The organism is Pseudovibrio sp. Ad46, from assembly GCF_001623065.1.
Lineage (GTDB): Bacteria > Pseudomonadota > Alphaproteobacteria > Rhizobiales > Stappiaceae > Pseudovibrio.
This window is the reverse complement of record NZ_LMCG01000080.1, coordinates 141,401-161,049: the sequence shown is the minus strand read 5'-3', so window position 1 is coordinate 161,049 and position 19,649 is coordinate 141,401. Positions and strand designations below refer to the sequence as shown.

At 52.9% G+C, this 19,649-nt stretch carries 14 protein-coding genes and 1 riboswitch; of the genes, 8 read left to right on the top strand and 6 right to left on the bottom strand.

What is annotated here, in order from left to right:
- The first annotated feature begins 161 nt into the window (after window positions 1-161).
- From PsAD46_RS24080 to PsAD46_RS24070, 3 genes are all read left to right on the top strand, one after another.
- Complete coding sequence (locus PsAD46_RS24080; RefSeq protein ID WP_063308031.1) at window positions 162-1,721, top strand: curlin; 1,560 nt, start codon at window positions 162-164, stop codon at window positions 1,719-1,721.
- A gap of 117 nt (window positions 1,722-1,838) precedes the next feature.
- Window positions 1,839-2,363 carry a curlin repeat-containing protein gene (locus tag PsAD46_RS24075; protein ID WP_063308030.1) on the top strand — a complete coding sequence of 175 codons (525 nt, stop codon included), beginning with the start codon at window positions 1,839-1,841 and terminating at the stop codon, window positions 2,361-2,363.
- Window positions 2,364-2,404: 41 nt separating this feature from the next.
- The gene (locus PsAD46_RS24070; RefSeq protein WP_063290150.1) at window positions 2,405-3,007 is read left to right on the top strand and encodes a curlin; all 603 of its coding nucleotides are present in this window, start codon (window positions 2,405-2,407) and stop codon (window positions 3,005-3,007) included.
- Window positions 3,008-3,036: 29 nt separating this feature from the next.
- On the opposite strand, the gene PsAD46_RS24065 is transcribed toward PsAD46_RS24070, so the two are convergent.
- The 5 genes from PsAD46_RS24065 to PsAD46_RS24045 all read right to left on the bottom strand — a co-directional run bounded on the left by PsAD46_RS24065 (window position 3,037) and on the right by PsAD46_RS24045 (window position 6,596).
- On the bottom strand, window positions 3,037-3,906 hold the full coding sequence (locus PsAD46_RS24065; RefSeq protein ID WP_063289987.1) for a BadF/BadG/BcrA/BcrD ATPase family protein: 870 nt from the start codon (window positions 3,904-3,906) through the stop codon (window positions 3,037-3,039).
- A 285-nt stretch (window positions 3,907-4,191) separates the two neighbouring features.
- Window positions 4,192-4,899 carry an arsenical resistance protein ArsH gene (gene arsH, locus PsAD46_RS24060; protein WP_063289986.1) on the bottom strand — a complete coding sequence of 236 codons (708 nt, stop codon included), beginning with the start codon at window positions 4,897-4,899 and terminating at the stop codon, window positions 4,192-4,194.
- 12 nt (window positions 4,900-4,911) lie between these two features.
- The gene (arsC, locus tag PsAD46_RS24055) at window positions 4,912-5,322 is read right to left on the bottom strand and encodes an arsenate reductase (glutaredoxin) (protein WP_063289985.1); all 411 of its coding nucleotides are present in this window, start codon (window positions 5,320-5,322) and stop codon (window positions 4,912-4,914) included.
- Between the two features lie 22 nt (window positions 5,323-5,344).
- Entirely contained in the window at window positions 5,345-5,707 is a 363-nt protein-coding gene (locus PsAD46_RS24050) for a metalloregulator ArsR/SmtB family transcription factor (protein ID WP_063298235.1), read from the bottom strand.
- A gap of 157 nt (window positions 5,708-5,864) precedes the next feature.
- Window positions 5,865-6,596, bottom strand: coding sequence for a pirin family protein (locus tag PsAD46_RS24045; RefSeq protein ID WP_063293938.1), 732 nt, complete (start codon window positions 6,594-6,596; stop codon window positions 5,865-5,867).
- Window positions 6,597-6,975: 379 nt separating this feature from the next.
- Between PsAD46_RS24045 and sbcD the strand changes: the two genes are divergently transcribed.
- Window positions 6,976-8,223, top strand: coding sequence for an exonuclease subunit SbcD (gene sbcD, locus PsAD46_RS24040; RefSeq protein WP_063308029.1), 1,248 nt, complete (start codon window positions 6,976-6,978; stop codon window positions 8,221-8,223).
- Window positions 8,223-11,972: an AAA family ATPase gene (locus PsAD46_RS24035; protein ID WP_063308028.1), complete on the top strand. Its 3,750-nt coding sequence runs from the start codon at window positions 8,223-8,225 to the stop codon at window positions 11,970-11,972. Before sbcD ends, PsAD46_RS24035 begins: the two co-directional genes overlap by 1 nt.
- A 44-nt stretch (window positions 11,973-12,016) precedes the next feature.
- Here the strand turns inward: PsAD46_RS24035 and PsAD46_RS24030 are convergent, their stop codons facing one another.
- Window positions 12,017-15,226 carry an EAL domain-containing protein gene (locus tag PsAD46_RS24030; protein WP_063308027.1) on the bottom strand — a complete coding sequence of 1,070 codons (3,210 nt, stop codon included), beginning with the start codon at window positions 15,224-15,226 and terminating at the stop codon, window positions 12,017-12,019.
- 426 nt (window positions 15,227-15,652) lie between these two features.
- Here PsAD46_RS24030 and PsAD46_RS24025 point away from each other — a divergent pair, with 426 nt between their 5' ends.
- The 3 genes from PsAD46_RS24025 to ettA all read left to right on the top strand — a co-directional run bounded on the left by PsAD46_RS24025 (window position 15,653) and on the right by ettA (window position 19,610).
- Window positions 15,653-16,468, top strand: a complete 816-nt coding sequence (locus PsAD46_RS24025; protein ID WP_208982011.1) for a hypothetical protein — start codon at window positions 15,653-15,655, stop codon at window positions 16,466-16,468.
- Window positions 16,469-16,824: 356 nt separating this feature from the next.
- Window positions 16,825-17,036: riboswitch (cobalamin riboswitch) on the top strand.
- Between the two features lie 35 nt (window positions 17,037-17,071).
- Window positions 17,072-17,737 (top strand): energy-coupling factor ABC transporter permease, encoded by a 666-nt coding sequence (locus PsAD46_RS24015; protein ID WP_063308025.1) that lies wholly within the window; start codon window positions 17,072-17,074, stop codon window positions 17,735-17,737.
- A gap of 223 nt (window positions 17,738-17,960) precedes the next feature.
- A complete protein-coding gene (ettA, locus tag PsAD46_RS24010) occupies window positions 17,961-19,610 on the top strand; it encodes an energy-dependent translational throttle protein EttA (RefSeq protein WP_063308024.1) in 1,650 nt (549 codons plus the stop codon).
- Window positions 19,611-19,649 lie beyond the last annotated feature (39 nt).

Genomic DNA, 19,649 nt, shown 5'->3' with positions numbered 1-19,649 from the left:
TATGAGAAATGGTGGCAAGAGATCTCGGTTACCGTAAAAACGGTAATAGAGGGTGTGCGACCTCGCAAAAACTCACACACCCTCATGTCGCAACGGAGCAAATGTGATTGGTTACAATCTCCTTTGCTCACCCGAACTATTATAGGTGAAGGTTCGTAATTATGAAGCAAATTCTTATTTTGTCATGTTCAGCTTTGGCATTTTCAGTTGCTGCTGCACATGCGGGAGATGGTAATGCATCTTCCCTGAGCCAGGTAAATCTTGCTGGTGCAGGCAACACGGGTACAATCACCCAGATTGGCGACAGCAACGACGCGATTGTAGTGCAGACCAACACTGCAGGTGGTGGTAATAACGCAACTGTGCTGCAAACTGGCAGCAATAACATTGCTGGTAGCAATCGTAGCCCAAGCGGTAAGTACGACGGGCAGATGGTGCAGGATGGCGCCAGCAATACTCTTTCCATCAACCAAGATAACAATCAGATGGTGAGAAATGTTAGTCAGTCCGGAGACCAGAACACTGCAAGTATCTTGCAGCGTGCAAATGGCTCTCCTTCTGATCGTACTCCTGACCATCGTGTCTGGCGTGTTAATCAGACCGGCCAGGCCGGTGCTGTTGCCTTACAGAACAGCCTGACAATTGACCAACGTGGTGACACCAACGTTGTTGCTAAGGTTAGGCAGGAAAATACCTCTGTAACTGGTGGTGTAAACACTGCTTCAATTCGTCAGCGTGGGGACTTTAACGGCGCTAACATTGATGATGTTCCACCAGATCCAACAGGAACAGGTACTCCTGTTGTTGAAGGTCCATCCCATGGTGCGAAGCTGATTCAGGTTGGTTCTGCCAACGACACATCAGCTCTTCAGAATGGCTCGCGCAACAACTTCTGGCTTGAGTCCAGAGGTGTCGGCAATATGGTCGATCTGGTTCAGGATGCTGGTTCAAATCAGTCCTACACCAAATCTGTCATTGAAGGTGACATGAATGATGCTGGATACCGCCAGACTGGTGACATGCAGGATATTGATGTCAGTCTAAACGGCAGCAACTTTATGATCCGTGCGCGTCAGGCTGGAGACTCCAACACAGTTGACTACGTGGGTGCTGGTACCAACGGCAAAGTTTCCATTCAGCAGTCTGGTGCTGGCAATGCCTTCTCTGGTTATTCATGGGGCGATCGGCAATATATTGCTGTGAAGCAGTCTGGTGATAACAACGGCGTTTACATTGATGGCTTGAATGGTCCTAATCTCAACAAGTTCTATGTGTTGCAGACGACAAGCGACAACGGCGTAACGGTTGGGGTTGTTGATGGTAGCTACAACCGCCTGCAGTTCATCCAAAAAGGTGGTGATGCCAACAACATCGATTTTGAAGACGTTAATGGTGATCAGAACAAGATCTTCCTCACCCAGAACGGTACCGGCAACTCGATCACCGGTAACGTTGGTAATCGGACTGATGCCTCTACCAGCAATGATAACCACATTCAGGTCGGGCAGATCGGTGATTACAACCAAGCCGGCGTCTCTGTGATGGGAAGCCACAACAGAGCAATGGTTGGTCAGAAGGGTGACTTCAACATTGCTAGTGTCAGCCAGACCGGTGACAGCAACTCTGCAACTATTAATCAGGGTGCTGCCAGTGTGGGAGTTCCAGCTATCGTGACTGACAGTTCTGTTCCGTTCAATACTTTGATGGGCTCGAACTGGTAAGTCTTCTTTCCCCGGCCTACGGGCCGGGGTCTTTTCAGTTTTAGTGACTGAATGCAGAAAAAAAAGAAAATGCTGTGATGTGATGGGAGTGGAGTATTCCACTTCCGGAGCATTGCAATGTTGTTTAAGCGTGTCGTTTTTTTCGTTTTTGGCAGTGTTGTTTGTGGTGCGCTTTCAGGTGTCTCTGCCCAGGAAATGGCGGTTATTCCGCAAGTTGATGCCTCTGGGTATCAGCAGGGTACCTCAACTGCTCAGTTACTGGAAAATAAGAGCGCTAAGGTGTTTACGGGCAACATTCCTCAAGTGACTGAAGTTGGTGGGAACACCATCAGTCTTCGGGGGCTGGAAGAGAGTTACGCCACTTTGATCGTTCCTGTGATGCCAGAAACAGTCAGCGGCGTGCCGAACTCTCCGGTTGCCGGGCAGGGGCTCATTATCGGGACTGGGAATACGGTGCTTTATGAGGCTGAGGGAACAGGGAATGGCTTTGGATTTATCCAGTATGGATATGGCAATGCACTCTCCGGCAGAGCCTATGGGCACGACAACAATGCGCTGGTGGGGCAGTTCGGGAACAACAACCGGGCGCTCTTCAATCAATTTGGAGATGGAAACTCTCTGAGTATCATGCAGGGGCAATAGCCTTCATTGGGCTCCTCGCTCCGAATTTTCGGGTGATGGATATGTTTAGGAAATTAGCGGGTTTAATTCTGGCATCTGTTTTGATGCCATCTGCGGCTTTTGCAGGTGATGGGAATACGGCTCTCATCCGGCAGGTGGGGGACAATCACGAAGTTCAGGTTTCTCAAAATGCGAGTGGCAGTGATGTGACTGTCTTGCAAGGGGGAGACACTTTAACCGCAGGCTTGGGTCAACAAGCTTTGCGTGGGACATGGTTTGTCGGCAAGCTGTTGGGTGCCTCAAAAAATACACTGGATACAGCAGATAATGTTGCTGCGCTTGCCGTGCGCAACAGCTTTCTCGCCCCTTCTGCCGCTGGTGTTGGGAATGAAGCAACCGTTGTGATTTCAGGTGATAATTCAACGGGCAATCTGTTCCAGACGGGTGACGGTAATCAGGGCTCGGTAGAAGTATCCGGCAGCAGTTCCAAGGGCACGTTATGGCAACATGGCAATAACAACGAAGCCGGGCTTGCTGTGACGAGCAACGGGACCAATGTGCTTTACACGCAGCGTGGGAACGGGCTTAAAACTTCAGATGTTGCTGCTGGCAACACGCTTACCGTCTATGCACCAGGTAATACTGTGATGGTGCATCAGCAGTAGGCTGAGCCATGCTTTAGCAGAGGCGAGCTTCAAGTGTTCAGGGCGTTCTCACGCTCTGCCATTGCCAGAGCACCGCGCAGGGCGTCGTTCTTGGCGGGCACAATGAACTGCTTCAGGTCTGGAGGCAGAAACGAGTCGTAGGCGTGGCTCAGGCCGCCGAGCAAAGCGATGGGGAGTTTGCCATCATCGCTTAAAAGCCGCAGGGCGGAGGCCACGTAGGTGGTGCCTTCCTCGACAATGTCGAGGGCAAGGCGGCTTTGCTGTTTGGCATAGACGAGGATGATGGGCATGAACTCGCCAAAGTCTTTTGGCTTTGCGGTGCGGGCAAACTCGGAAAGCTTACGCGGATCGTCGTTAAACTGGCGCAAAATGTGTTCCGTTAGCGGACATAGGCTGCGCAGGCCGTCGTGGGCGAGCAAGGCTTCTTCCAGTGCGCGTTCGCCCATTTTGGCACCGCTGCCCTGATCTCCGCAATGGAAGCCCCAGCCGCCAAGGTAATAGTGCTTTTCGCCTTTGCGGGCCATGAAGTTGGACCCTGTGCCGAGGATGCCGATGACACCGTCGTCAGAATCATGAGCGCCTTCCAATGCGATTAAGCTGTCGGAGACGACCTGAACGGCGGCGAACGGCAGGTTTTCGGCAAGGCCAATGGGGTCGTTGTGGGCGTTGGCGCCTGCCAGCCCCAGCACTGCGAATGTCTGTTGTAAGGCTTCTTCGGTCAGCCCTGCGTCCTTGCAGGCCTCTTTGGCGGCATGGAGAATGGAGCTGAGGCTCTGGGTCGGGTCGCTGTAGATGTTGGCTGATCCGGCTTTGCCGCGTCCCAGCAAACGTCCATCTGCTGTTGCGATTGCAGCACGACAACTGGAGCCGCCGCCATCAACACCCAGAATGTAATCCATGAAGCTTGCCTCTGTTTGTTCCAATCCCACTGCTGTGTATGGCAGCAGGTGTTTAATGCATGGTTGAGACTTGTCAGTTTTAGCGGGCGGTGGTTTGAGGGGGATTGGTTGACGGTGGCTGGAATAGGATGTGTTGGTTGACGAGTTTGTTGATGAGCAAGCGGTTTACCCGGCGTTGGACCTCGCAGAGCATAAGCGCACTGAGGTGTTTAGGTCTGCAGCGCGCTTATGATGTGATGGCTTGCTTGCTGAGAGCTGAGCCCCTTGCCGTGAGGTGTGCCTGTCTTACTTCGTGTTCACCCTTGCAGAGAGTTCGGCGGCGGTTTCTTTGCGTTCGGAGTAGCGGTCGGTCAGGTAGTCTGCATGGCCGCGGGTGAGGTGGGTGAATTTCATGAGTTCTTCCATCACGTCCACCGCGCGGTCGTAGAGAGAGGACGGCTTCATGCGGTCGGTCTCGTCGAACTCCAGAAACGCTTTGGGGATTGAGGACTGGTTTGGAATGGTGACCATGCGCATCCAGCGGCCCAGCACGCGCATCTGGTTGACGGCGTTGAAGCTTTGGGAGCCGCCGCTGACCTGCATCAGAGCGAGTGTCTTGCCCTGAGTTGGGCGGACTGCACCGACGGAGAGGGGCACCCAGTCAATCATGGTTTTCATGATACCGGTCATGGAGCCGTGGCGCTCTGGTGAGCACCAGACCTGACCTTCGGACCACATCATCAGCTCACGCAGTTCCTGCACCTTGGGGTGGTCAGGCTCTGCATCATCAGCCAGTGGCAGGCCGCTTGGGTTGAAGATGCGGGTTTGCGCGCCGAGCTGCTCCAGTATGCGCTGGGCTTCCAGCACTGCGAGGCGGGAGAAGGAGCGTTTGCGCAGGGAGCCGTAGAGCAGCAGGATGCGTGGGGCATGGTCTGGCGCGTCGTCTTTGCGCAGAGCACCAGTGTTGATGGGTTGGAAGCTGTCGGCCTCCACCTTTGGCAGATCAGAAGACATCTCAGACACGGCTTAACCCTTTGCCGGAATGACGACTTCGCCGTCTTCCTTGGTGAATGCGCCTATCTGTTCCTCATCCAGAATTTCCAGCAGGACGTCAGAAGGGCGGCAGAGGCGGGTGCCTTTGGCGGTGGTGACGAATGGGCGGTTCATGAGGATCGGGTGTTGCTCGATGAAGTCGATGAGCTGCGCGTCGGTCCATTTTTTATCATCGAGGCCGAGCTCTTCGTAGGGTGTGCCTTTTTTGCGCAGGATTTCGCGCACGGTGAGGCCGCTGTCTTTGATCAGCTTTTCCAGTGTAGCGCGGGAAGGCGGGGTTTTGAGGTACTCGATGACCTCTGGTTCCATGCCTGCCTGCTTGAGCATGGCGAGGGTGTTGCGGGAGGTGCCGCATTTTGGGTTGTGGTAGATGATCGGGTTCATTTGGTCTCTCCGATGGGGTCGGTCAACGACAAGGAAACGGGTTGAAATCCAGACACAGGGTGGGATCGCCGCTGCAGCAATCCTGGGTCAGGAAACGAAGCAGGCCGCGCATGGTGTGTGGGGCAATGGCATAGCGCACCACACGGCCTTCTCGCTGGGCGGTGAGAAGCCCGGCGCGTTCAAGCGTAGCGAGGTGAAAGGACATGCGTGTGGGGGCGATGGAGAGATCTTTGGCGATCTGTCCAGAGGGCAGGCCCTTGGGCATTGCTGTCAGGATGAGACGGAAGGCAGCGAGCCTGTCTTTGTGAGCCAGAGCGCTCAGCGCTGCGACGGCTTCGTCTTCCTTTAGATTTGCGGAGGTGTTGCACTCAGAATTCTCTGTCATGCAATAATACTACAAATATCCTTGTAGTATTGCAAGGTGAGTCTTCTGAAGGAAAAAAGAGAGGGAGGCTTTTGTTGTCTTTGAGGAGTGCCTCCCTCCAATGTGCCAATGCCAACCTGTCAGGCATTGGGTGGTGCAGATGGGGTGTGCGTTGTGTTTAGCCGAACGGTACAAGGTGGAAGAGAATGACCTCAGCCCCATTGCCGTTGCTCAGTTCCAGCGTGCCGCGGCCTTCTGCTTCAATGGCATCGCCATCACTCAGCGTTTGGCCACCGATCTGCACTTCGCCGCGGGCCACGTGCACGTAGACTGCGCGCTCGTCTGCCAGCTCAAAGCTGATGGTGTCAGCGCCATCCAGCTTACCGGAGTAGACATCGGCGGCGGCTTCTGTGCGGATGGACCCGTCACGGCCATCTTGAGAGAGGAACAGTTGTAGTTTGCCGCTGCGGGCTTCCTCGCTCAGGTCCAACATCTCATAGCGCGGTGTGGTGTTCTTGCGGTCCGGGATCAGCCAGATCTGGAGCAGGTGCGTTTCGTCCGTGCTGGACGGGTTGAACTCGGAGTGCTGCACACCGGTGCCGGTGCTCATGAACTGGATGCCACCTTTGTGCACGGTGCTGCCGTTGCCCATGGTGTCTTTGTGTTCCAGTGCGCCTTCCAGCATGTAGGAGAAGATTTCGAAGTTCTCATGGGGGTGCATGGGGAAGCCGCCATCGGGGCCGACCCAGTCATCGTTGATGACCCGCAGATTGTGGAAGTTCATGTTATTGCGGTCAAAATAGCTGGCGAAGCTGAAGGAGTGGGCGGATTTTAACCAACCTGCATCGGCATGGCCGCGCTGGTGGGAAGGGCGAACTCTCAGTTTCAAATCAGATGCTGTAACAGACATGGGGCTCTCCTGATTTCTTAATATTTACAGTGGTGTCGTCATGCCCTTAAAGATATTCCAGTGCTTGGAATGAACAAGGTAAGCTTTGGTGATCTGATTGTTCGTCATTAGTGAACGAATAGATTCGGGGCGTGTTTTCGGAAACTGCAAAATCCGGCTCTGAATTTCTCAAAAATTTCGCAGGGGGAGGTGCTGGCACAGATTCCTGTGCGCTACTTGTGCCAAAGCCCCTAAATCTGTGGGTTAGCGCCGCGCTTTAAAGACTTCTGTGTAAACCCTATGCCTAATTTGCGGATTGGTTAATGAAAGATTTCTGAGTCATGATGCAGCTGTCCTTCAAAACGGCTGCCCTCAAGGCTTGGAGCGTGGAACAGGTAGTATGGCGTTGAAAATCCTGCACACAGCAGACTGGCATATTGGCCAGAGTCTGAATGGCTGGTCGCGCACCTATGAGCATCAACAATTCTTCATGGAGCTTGAAGAGTTGATTGAACGCCATGAGGTGGACGCGCTGGTTGTGGCAGGAGACGTGTTTGACAACCAGAACCCATCCGCAGACGCCACGCAGATGTTGTATGAAGCTTTGGCGCGGTTCCGCGAGAAGCGCCCGCATCTGGTGACGGTGCTGACTGCTGGCAATCATGACCCTGCCGGACGTGTAGAAGCGCCGGGTGTGCTTTTTCAAAAGATTGGCGTGCAGGCGGTTGGCATGGTGCGCCGAAAGGACGGCTTGCTGGACCTTTCCCATCATCTTGTACCGCTTCATGACACTGATGGTGCCGTGAAAGCCTATGTGCTGGCGCTGCCGTTTCCTCGGGCGACAGATCTGCCGGGGCTGAGCTTCTCTTCTTCTGAGGAAGGGTCTCCTGTGGTGCGGGCTGTGGCAGAGCTTTATGAGGCGGCTGTGTCTCAGGCGCGAGAACAAATTGGCGAGATGCCGTTGATTGCGACTGGCCATTTGAATGTAGTTGGTGGTTATGAATCTGAAGGGGCTGAACGGCGTATTCTGATAGGTGGCGAGCATGCTATGCCGTGGGAACAGTTTCCAGATGATCTGAGTTATCTGGCGCTTGGACACCTTCACAAACCACAGATTGTCGGCAAAGAAACCATTCGCTATTCCGGTTCACCGTTTCCACTTTCTGTTGCTGAACAGCATTACAAGCATAGCGTGAACTTGCTGAGTTATTCTGATGCCGGTGTGCTTTCCATTGAGCGCTTGCCTCTTAGCCGACCTGTGCCATTCCATCGCCTGAAAGGGGATGGTGGTTTGCTGCTGGAGGAGCTGGTGCCAGCCCTTGTGGCGCTGGAGCTGGATGGGGATCTGCCAGTGGAGCAACAGCCGTTTGTGCATGTGGACTTGCGACCGCAGGTTTCGGCTGGTGGCTTGAAAGCTGAAGTGGATCAGGTCCTTGCGCAATATCCAGTGCGCAGTGCTGGTGTTTCGGTGTTGCGGCAAAAACCGCAGGAGCCAATAAGTGCGGAGGCTGAGAGCCTCATTCGCCTTTCTGAAATTCAGCCGGATGAGCTTTTCAAGTCCGCCTTTGAGCGGGTGCACGGCATTGAGCCGGAAGCCAAACATCTGGATTATTTTTATCGCGCAATCGCAGAAGCGGAGGTTGAGTAATGCGTATTCTAGCGGTGCGTGGCGAAAACCTTGCCAGTCTGGCGGCTCCGTTTGAGATTGACCTTGAACAGGAGCCTTTGAACGGGGCTGGTTTGTTCGCGATTACCGGAGAAACGGGTGCGGGCAAATCCACATTGCTGGATGCTTTGTGTCTTGCCTTGTTTGGGCAATGCCCACGTTTGAGCGCTGCGGGCAGCAGCGATAGCGTGCCGGATGTTGCCGGTGCTGAGCTGCGAGAAACAAATCCGCGCACCGTGCTTACACGTGGTGCTGCCTCTGGCTTTGCCGAGGCGGACTTTGTTGGCGCGGATGGAACGGGATACCGTGCGCGCTGGACTGTGCGCCGGGCCCGTAACAAAGCATCAGGACGTTTGCAAAATGTGGAACGCTCGCTGGTTCGCATTGAAGACAATGCTGCGGTTGAGAGCGGCATCAAACAGGTGGATGCGGCTGTCGAAGAGCGATTGGGCCTGACCTATGACCAGTTCAAGCGTACGGTTTTGTTGGCGCAGGGGGATTTTGATGCCTTCCTGAAAGCCAATGACAACGAGCGCGCTGCCTTGCTTGAAAAAGTGACGGGCACGCAGCGCTACAGGGATATTTCCAAGCAGATTTTCCAGCGCTTTACTGATGCGAAGGATGTAGCCTCAAAACTGGAAGAAAAGTCTGATGTGGCTGGTCTTTTGGAAGAGGAAGAGCGTACTGCCCTTGTGGGGCAGTCAGAGGAGCTGGAAACGCAGTCCAAGTCTGTTCAATCGGACATGGATGCGATTGCAAAGTCGCTGGGCCATTTACAGAAGCTGGATGAAGCGAAGACAAAGCTGGCGTCAGCGCAAGATGAGTTTGTAGCTTTGAAGGCCCGCCATGAAAACGCGAAGGCCAAGCGGGATCTGAAAGCGCAGTTTGAGCGCATTAAGTCTTTAGAGCCTGTGAACCACCGTGTGGTTGAGGCCGAGAAGGATGTTGCGGGCACGCGTGCTGCTGCTGAAAAAAGCCGGGTGATGCTGGAAGGTGCCCGCAAAGACCTTGCTGGCAAGGAAGAGCAGGCCAAACAGGCTGATGCGGTTTTCAATGAGCTGGAAGCTGAACTCGCCAAGTTGACACCGGAATGGAGTGCAGCTGAGCAACTGGACACCAAGCTGGGTGAGCTTGAGGTTGAAGGCAAACAATTGCGGGACCGCTCTGACACTGCTGTGGCGGAGGCCAAGCAGGCGGATGCAGCGCTGGCAGAGCACACCAAATCTCTGGATGAGCAGAAAGCCTTGCAAGCCACTGTGAAAGAGCAGATGGCGCGGTTGAGTGCGACCAAGATTTTGAAAGACCGTCAGGAGAGCCTGATTGCGGATCTGGATGAGTTTGAACGGGTTCAGGTTGCGCTGACGAAAGATGCGACGCACCTTGCCCAGATGCGCAAGCGCGAGAGTGAGTTGAGCGATATCCAGAGCACTCTTTCTGCCCAGCTGGAGCAGTTTGTTTCTGATCTGGAAGGGTGTGAAGGCGCGTTTGCTGCCAAGAAAGGCGAGATTTCCGCTCTTGGTGCTGAGAGTGCCCGTAAAAGCATGGAGCAGCTTTCTACGTTCCGTCAGCGGGCTGAAAAGTTGCAGGAGACGTCTCGCCACTTTTTGAAAGCCAAGCGTAACAAGCAGGCTGAGAGTGAGACCTGGAAGAAGCTGGTGGACCAGATGACCGGGTTGCAGCAGGCGAAAGGCAAAGCGTCCAGTGAACTGACTTTTCGAGGGGAAGCCCTTGAGACAGCGCGCGGCCTTTCCACTCTTGCTGAAGCGGCGCAAGGCGATCAGGTGAAGTTGTTGCGTGCCGAGCTGGTGGATGATGCACCATGTCCGGTCTGTGGTTCTGACCATCACCCCGTAGATACACAGGAGGGCCGGGCTGCGTTGGACACGCTGTTCGGCGACGTGTTTCTACAGCGCAAGGAAGCGGAAGAAGCTCGCGCAGCTGCGCAGCGAAACCTAGACGAGATCAACGGCCAGCTTGCTGCCTGTGAGGCATCGCAGAAAAATGCTTCTGCGCTGATGGAACGCTATGCCAGTGAGGCTGATGCGCTTCGGGCTGAGGCGGAAGAACAGTGGGCTGCTTTGGCGCCGCCGGTTGAAGTGGCGTTTGCTCTTGATGGCTTGCTTGATGCGCCGGACCTGCTGGACGCTGTGCTTGTGCAAGTGGCGACACAGGTTGAGGCTCTACGTGCCGTTCTTGTTCAGGAAGACGTGCTGCGTCAAGAGCTGGAGCAGCTGGATGTCATGCTGCGTGGTTTGCGGGATGCACACCAGAAAGCAGTTGGTGATCAGGCTCGCAAGGCTGAAGAAGTTTCATCCATCAAGGTGGAGCTTTCTGGCGTGGAAGGTCGTCATACCGAGAACTTTGAGGCACAGTCACGACTGGAACAGCGGCTTGGTGAAACGCTGCTGGCTGGTGGCATGGTGTTCGGGTCCCTTGGTGCCGAGTTACCAGCGCTGAAGGCGAATTTGCAGGAGCGTATCTCCACCTGGGAGCAACTGGAGCAGCAGGAGGGAACAACTTCTGCCGCGCTGCAATCGCTTGAACAGAAAACGAGTGGTTTGAGTGAACGGCGGGATGGACTGGCCAAGTCCTCCGGTGAGTTGCTGGGGCAGTTGGAGCAGCTGCGTCTGTTGCATCAGGAGCGCTCTGCAGAGCGGAAACTGTTGTTAGGCGGGATGGCGACCGGGGCGCATCGGGCGGCATTTTCTGAAAAACACAGCAACGCAAAAGAAAGCATAAAGAACGCAAGTAACGCACATAGCAACGCAAAGGCTGAGTTTGGCCGTGCTGAAGCCGGCTTGGTGGGGGCAAAAAATGCTGAAGCCAAAGCTGTTGCTGCGTTAACTGACTGTTTGAACAGGTTAAACGCAGAGCTTGCGGGCTTGGGGCTGACGAAAGAGGCTTATGACGGATTGCAGGAGCGGAGCTCTCAGGAGCTGGACGCGTTGGTTTCCGAACTGAAAATGCTGGATGACGCTTACTTAGCAACGCAAACGGCTGTTTCCACCTGGGAGAAGGAGCTTGCTGTTGTTGAGGCCCTGCCTTTGCCGGAGAAGCCACAGGAGGAGTTATCCTCGTTGTTGGAGGCTTCGAAGCAGGCGCTTTCCGAGTTGCAGGAGAGTAAGGGGGCTCTTTCTGAAAGGCTACGTGCTGATGCCGTCGCCCGAGAAAAAGCCCAGCAAATCATGGGTTTGTTGTTGGAAGCGAAAGAGACCGCCAAGACGTGGGGGGCGATTTCGGAAGCGATTGGCTCTGCGGATGGTTCCAAGTTCCAGAAGGTGGCGCAGGGCGTTACTCTCGATTTGCTGGTGGAGCTGGCCAACAAACAGCTGCATCAGCTTAAACCACGGTACCAGCTGAAACGGGCTGACTTCGGTCTTGGCCTGTTCGTCATCGACCGCGATATGGGCGACACACCGCGCTCTACGCGCTCGCTAAGTGGCGGAGAACGCTTCCTTATTTCGCTCAGCCTCGCACTTGCTCTCTCCGGTCTGGAAGGCCGCCAATCGTTTGTTGACACGCTCTTTATCGACGAAGGTTTCGGTTCTCTGGATGCTGAAAGCCTCGACCTTGCCATTGATGCGCTGGAGATGCTGCAGGGGCAGGGGAGAAAAGTTGGCGTCATCAGCCACGTGGAAGCGCTGAAGGATCGAATTCCCGTTCAGGTTCAGGTGGTTAGGCAGGGATCCGGGCGCAGCCGTGTGGCGGTGAATGCACCAGCAGGATGGTGATAACTCCTGCTGGGTGCTTGTTGTTTCATCACTAGAATGCGGGTTTAGTCGCCTGCGTCAATCATCTCATGCTCTTGCTTAGCTGCCTGATTTTCCATCTCTTTTAGCTTTAGAGAGGTTTCCTGCAGTGCTGCGATGTATTGGTCTAAAGCCTGAATTTCCAGATTGGCATTGCTGACATGTTTTGCCATCTCACCATCCATCACTTGCGGACGGCCAATCAAAAAGCCTTGCACTTCATCGCAGGATTCATTGCGCAGCAGCTCTAATTCTGGTTCAGTTTCAACACCTTCAGCGATAACTTCCATTCCCAGAGCCTGCCCAAGATCGATGACTGCACGGATGATTGCTGCCAGTTCCGGTGTCTGAGTTACACCGCTGACAAAGCTGCGATCGATCTTCAGACGATCAAACGGGAAGCGACGCAGATAGCTGAGGGAGGAGTAGCCGGTACCGAAGTCATCAAGAGCGATGGTGATGCCTAACTCTTTGAGTTGCCTCAAGGTATTGAGCGCACGGCGGTCGTCGTGGATCAACACACTCTCAGTGATTTCCAGTTCCAAGCGCTCTGGAGACAGCCCACTTCGCGCCAATGCACCTTCAACTTCCTGTATGAGGTACTCATCACAGAACTGCACCGGACTGAGGTTCACCCCCACACGATACCGCTCCGGCCATTGAGAAGCCTGCGCACAGGCTTCATTCAGAACCCAGCGGCCAATCGGAATGATCAGACCACTTTCCTCCGCAACCGGGATGAAGTTGTTCGGTCCAATTTGGCCTTTTTCCGGATGGTTCCAACGCAAAAGCGCCTCGAAGCCGACAATGGAACGGGTGTCCGAGCGTGCCTGCGGTTGGAAGTGGAGCTGAAGTTCCTCATTTTCCAATGCGTTACGCAGGTCGCCTTCCATTGTTCTTCTCAGCAGGATGGCCTCTTCCATCTTGTCTTCGAAGAACGCGAAGGTGTTTCGGCCAGCTTCTTTAGCCTCATAAAGCGCGATATCCGCCTTGGACATCAGCTCATCCGGATCCGTCCCATGGTCCGGAATCAACGCGATGCCAATGCTGGCGCTCGTTCTGACCGTGATGTTGTTGCCAACATGGATCGGCTTTGACAGGACCTCTAGTATTTTGTTGGTCAGCAGACCGACTTCAGCCGTTGTCTTCAGATTGACCTGAATGATCGCAAACTCATCCCCGCCGAGACGGGCGACTGTGTCGTGATGGGTGACGCATGCATTGAGGCGGCGAGCCACTGTCTGGATGAGTTTGTCACCAATTGGGTGGCCATATAAGTCGTTGATATCTTTGAAGCGATCCAGATCCAGCAGCATGACTGCGGAGATCGTTTGTTCTGCGTTTGCCTGGTTTTTGATTGCTTTTTGGAAGCGCTCGCGGAAGTAAGTGCGGTTCGGCAGGCCGGTCAACATGTCATGCTGAGCGAGGTGGAGAATGCGCGCTTCGTCTTCTTTCTGCTTACGCATATCACGTACAGCTGAGACACGAAGGTTCTCGTCTGCCACTTCCATCAAGCGACCACGAACTTCAATTGGGATACGCTCGCCAGACTTGCTTAAAAGCATGACTTCGTTCGGAGTTGGCTCATTGGCCACAATGCTCTCACGCGCTTTTTCGCGGAAGTCTGGCGCGACATGAGACAGCAAGCTGGTTCCGCGCATCTCACCTGCCTGATAGTCCAGCAGCTCGTAGAGCACGTGGTTACATTCCACGATTATTCCGTCTGTCGAGATGGCGAGGCCTTCAAATGCGCCTTCTGCAAATGTGGCGAGTTTGCTGAGTTCTTCCTGCTGCTTACTGTTTGATGTTTCGCTGATTTTCCGCCGTTTCTCGTCGCTTTGCAGTTTGTCGAGGAACGTGTTGAAGAGCGAAGCGAGACGTTCTTGTGGGTCACTGTCCCGTACCGGCAAGCGCTCATCCAGCTTGGCGTCATGCCAAACCAACTTGCCGATCAAGTTCTCCATCTGGCTGATGGTGCTGACAATCGGCGTTTCATTCAGATCAATTTCGTCGGCTTGGCGGAACTGCTTCGCAAATTTGAAGGCCGTAAACAGGAATAGACCTGACAAGAAGGCCCAAAGGATGGTCAGTAAAGCTCCAACTGCCTGAAGTATAAGGTTATCCAGACTGAACCCAGCCAGCACATGGTCTGCTGGTAGTGCGGTTGTGAAGCCGAATAGGCCAATCAGAGAGCCAATGCCAAGGCTGGTGTAGTAAATGATGACTTTGTGGGTCTTAGACCTTGCGTAGATAATGCGCGCGACTGCTATAGAAGCAGCTGAGGCCGTCAGAGCAATAAGAGCGACGCCTGCAATCGTCAGATGCTGGGCATTTCCGAGAACGGAGGACAAGCCGCCGATCATGCTCAGCAAAATGGTTGGGTACATGACCTTGCGCGGTGCGAAAAAGCCGAGGGCGACACCCAATAGTACCGAGACGCCGGTTGCGACAAGAACGTTGAAGATCGCGCTGCCCAGCTCTCCGGAGTAAATGCTTGTGTTACCGACAGAAAAGCCAATGCCGCCAACGGCCATCAGCGCCGCGCCTGCTTTGATCTGCAGCACATTGTAGTTTTGTGTGTTGCGCAGAATGTACTCAGGTAACGCTGGTGAGTTTCTTAATCCGGTCACTAACATGCCGGAAAAGGCTACGAAGGTTGCGAGCAATGTGACTACGGTACCTCCGCCAATCTGCTCGAAACCAACTGACAGCACGGTGTTTTGGCTAATCGGATGAAGCAATAACCCTTGGACACCCTTCAGGTAGGCAGGGTAAATGATCCCGCCGATTGAGAGTGCAAGAATGACCGTCGCACGCAGTGTCAGCTGATGCGATAGAGGCAGATAAGCCAGAACTGCGATCATCGCTGCCATTGCTGCGTGGATTGCAGCGGCGTGGATGTCCCCCTGTGGTCTGAACTCCACTTGAGACTGCCAGAGGATTAATTGTGCCGTTACATCAGGCAAGTTCAGCGTTGTGTCGATGAGCAGGCATGCTGCTGAACTGATGGCGATGAGGAGAAGGGCACGGTTGAAAAAACGCGTCGCCCGCATACGCTCCTGAATAAACAGGCTGGAATAGACAATTAGTATTCCAAGAACACCAAGCGCGAACAATCCAACAGACAATATGGTCCATAGGTTCTGCTGCTGAGTGAGCAGTTCAGCTTGATTGAGCTGATTGTGAAGGCCACCTGTCGCAGGATCGAAAATCGACGCATACGATGACGCTGACATGAAGTGTATCGATAAACCAATTAAAACGAAAAGGAGCAATACAGGAAGTAAGAGGGCTCGAAAATGCATTTGGGTACCCCAGGAAATTCCTCGGCATAATTGTTTGAAATTATTGCGCATTTATTAAGAATTCTAGGGATGAACCGAGTTTAATTCTAAAAAGTATCGAAAAGTGCGGTGCATATGATGTTTATCTGACACTTCCAAAGCAAATTTATGAAAATTGTAAGTAAGTGTTTCGTTGAGTGAAATTCTTTATATACGTGAATACTCGTATTTATCTTCAAGTTGAGAGGAAAGAGGGACGGGCTGTCAATTATGATTCTCTTCTCTTTTCACGACAGCATTTAGTTCATTTTTTATGGGCAATTGATGTGCATTGTAGTTCACCATCTTGCTGAAACAACTTTCAGGTGGTCTTGAACGATGCAGTGGTCCAGCTTGTTTTTATACTCAGCGGTTTCGGTTTTGCAGCCAACTGGTGGAGAGCGAGATAATATCTTGCCGAGTTGGAGCTCAACCACAGCGCGCCATGGTATCGTGGAAAGCATTGAGCGTATGGCTCGGGCCGGGAGCCCTGAATATGTGAAACTCGATGACCGTGTTGCTGTTTTGGTTGGCGATGGGGCTTTATGGAGTGACGCGCTGGCTGGCGCAGACAATGCAGTGATGCCACCTGAAGCTGGCGATAGTTTTGGTAGCTTTGCTGACTATTCTGAAAGCGTACGTGCTCATCTGTCATTACACGGGCCGAAGGCTGTTGGCGCGACATATAGAGAGTTTGCTTTTCAGCCTCTGAAAGAGTTGGTGGGGTTCTTGAAAGAACATCACTTTCAGATTTGGGTTTTAAGCTTTGGAGACCATGAAGTAGATTGCACTATGGCGGAGTTGAATTACGGACTTCCGAGATTTCGGGTTATCGAGGTTACTCCCCGCGCAGCGCCGGTGTCTTCTACAGATCTTGCCCGTACTATCTGGGAGAGAATAGGAACAGCACCCCAGATTTTTCTTGGACGATCTCACAGTGATCTTGGCTTGCTGAAGCTTGCTGGAAAAGGTGAAGGGGTGCTTAAAATCCAAATTTCTGCCAGCCAAAATACTTCCACTCCTACACCGGATTCAACTCCTGATGATTCTGGAGAGCAGCAGAACTCCTGGAGCTTTGTGGTTTCTCCTGAGGAGCATTGGCTAAGGAAATATTCGTGGCAGGCACCTTCGGAGAGAACTTATAGCAAGAACTAATAGAAAATACTGAGACTTTCGTTGCAACCTGTATGAGATATATTTGATCTATTCTAGTTTTAATCGATTGAAAATCTGAGTGCTTTTGTAATGTTGAATAATATCCGATGTTTCTGAGGTAATTTTATTTATTTTGATGAAGATCAATGAAGAAATGGGGCACTCTGATATTTCTAAATGCAGCTTCGGCTGGCACTCGGATGGGGGAGTGTCAACTTTCTTAAAGGCGTGTACCAACGGGTACACGCCTCTTTTTTTGCCTGCAGCTCTGGCGGGTTACGAAGGCCGTTGCATCCCTCTGATTGTTGCTTATTCCAACTACCTCTTATTTCTAGTTGTGTCTTCTCTTGTAATTTAGGATATTCCCGCTGTTGGGTTCTGTAGAAGCCAAGCTTCTTGGATGAAAAGGGAATGCGGTAGGGATGACCAAAGATGGGCCCGAACCGCAGCTGCCCCCGCAACTGTTACGTGGTGCCTTCTTCATAAAAGCCACTGGAGATGATCTCTGGGAAGGCGGAGGACGCAAAAGCCATAAGCCAGGAAACCTGCCCGACACGACATAAACTCATGACCGCACGGAGGGTGCGAAGAGGAGCATATTAAATGCATATTGAACCGGGTTACGTTTCCGCCGCCAAGGTTATTGCTGCCAATGCAGGGGCCGTTGGCGTTATTGTCTGGGGCTGCAAAGAGCAGATCTCCGAATTCCTGAAAGAGCCATTCACACCACTGAAAACGCTATTGGCTGCGGTTTTCTTCTCCATTTTCATGCAGAGCTTCCATATGTCTGTTGGAGCATCAGAACTTCACTTCGTTGGTGCGATGGCGATGTATCTGACGCTCGGGTTTACCCCTGTTCTGCTTGGGTTTGCCATTGGCTTGCTGTTTCAGGCGCTCGCTTTTGATCCGCAGGACATGTACCACCTTGGCGTCAACAGCTTGTCTTTGATGTTGCCGCTGATTGCCGTTCACTACCTGAGTGGCCGTGAGCTGTTGTCCAAAGAACTGACCAAGCGTGTGAGCTTTGCGCAGATTCTGAAGTTGGATGCGATGTATTATGCTGGCGTGACCGGCATGGTTGGCTTCTGGTTGATGATTGGGGACGTTGCTACGCCGTTTACGGCATGGGCGCAGTTTGCTCTGTCTTATCTGGCAATTGTTGCGTGTGAGCCATTGGTCACCTTCATTGCTGTGAAGGGGCTCAAGGCCGTTGAAGACAATGCGATTGTTCGGAACCTGACAGTGGTTCAGCAGTTGAAGCTTGCGTAAGTTTTCACGAGTTTGTTTGTTATTGGGGCGGCAGTGTAAACCTGCTGCCCTTTTTCTTGCGTGGAAGTGACCAGGTGTTGTCGTGAAATTCTCCGTTTGAGGAGAAAAAGCGACGGATTTGATCATCGCTGAAGTGTTATGGATTGCCCCTTGGCGCTGCTTCCACTATGAGTGCTCTCCAGAGATTTCATTGTTTACACAGATCAGGAGATGCAGGCAGTCCATGGCGCGCCAGTTCATCTATCACATGCACGGGGTCTCCAAGGCCTACGGTGCAAAAAAAGTACTCGACAATATCCACCTGTCTTTCTACCCGGATGCGAAAATCGGTATCCTTGGTCCAAACGGTGCAGGTAAGTCTACTCTTTTGAAGATCATGGCTGGTCTTGATAAAGAGTACACCGGTGAGGCATGGGCTGCAGAAGGTGCCAAGGTTGGCTACCTGCCGCAGGAACCAAAGCTGAATGAGGACAAGACCGTCCTTGAAAACGTGATGGAAGGCGTTGCGCACAAGCAGGCACTTCTGGATCGTTATAACGAACTGATGATGAACTACTCAGATGAGACAGCCGATGAAGGTGCTCAGCTGCAGGACATCATTGATGCGCAAGATCTGTGGAATCTGGAAAGCCAGGTTGAGATGGCAATGGAAGCGCTTCGCTGCCCTCCATCCGACTCTCCTGTAAATAACCTTTCTGGTGGTGAGCGTCGCCGTATCGCGTTGTGTCAGCTGCTCTTGTCCGAGCCTGACCTGATGCTGCTTGACGAACCAACCAACCACCTTGACGCTGAGACCGTGCACTGGCTGGAACGCCATCTGCGTGAGTTTAAGGGTTCAGTGCTGATCATTACCCACGATCGCTACTTCCTTGACAACGTGACTGGCTGGATTCTGGAACTCGACCGCGGTCAGGGCATTCCTTATGAAGGCAACTACTCCACTTACCTTGGTCAGAAAACTAAGCGCATGGAGCAGGAAGGCCGTGAGAACATGGCTCGTTCCCGCGCTATCAAGCGTGAGCAGGAATGGATGGGCATGACGCCGAAGGGCCGTCAGACCAAGTCAAAAGCGCGTATCAATGCTTATGATGCGCTGTTGACTGCTCAAGAAGAGCGTATGCCTTCAATTGAGCAGATCCTGATCCCTGTTGGTGAGCGTCTGGGTAACAATGTTATCGACGTTCAAGGCGTTTCCAAAGGCTTTGGCGATCGTTTGTTGATTGATGATCTGACCTTCAAACTGCCACGTGGTGGTATTGTTGGTATCATCGGTCCAAACGGTGCTGGTAAGTCAACACTCTTCAAGATGTTGTCCGGTCAGGAAAAACCAGACGGCGGTGAAGTGGTCGTCAGTGACCGTGTGCACCTTGGTTATGTGGATCAGTCCCGTGATAAACTGGATGACAGCAAGACCGTTTGGGAAGAGATTTCCGAAGGTGCTGAAGTGATCTATCTTGATAAGAAAGAGATCAACTCACGCGCTTACTGCTCCTCCTTCAACTTCAAGGGTGCTGGACAGCAGGCGAAAGTTGGTGATCTTTCCGGTGGTCAGCGTAACCGCGTGCATCTTGCTAAGGTTTTGAAGTCAGGCGCAAACGTTCTTCTGCTCGATGAGCCGACCAACGATCTTGACACCGAAACACTTGCAGCTCTGGAAGATGCGCTTGAGAACTATGCTGGTTGTGCCGTGGTTATCTCGCACGATCGTATGTTCCTTGACCGTCTTGCAACGCACATGCTGGCCTTTGAAGGTGATAGCCACGTTGAGTGGTTTGAAGGTAACTTTGAAGACTACGAAAAAGACAAGGTTCGCCGCCTGGGCGCACACGCTGCAGACCCAAGCCGCATCAAGTACAAGCCACTTACACGCTAAGTCTAGCTTGCTTGAAAGAATTAAGGCCCGCATTTTGCG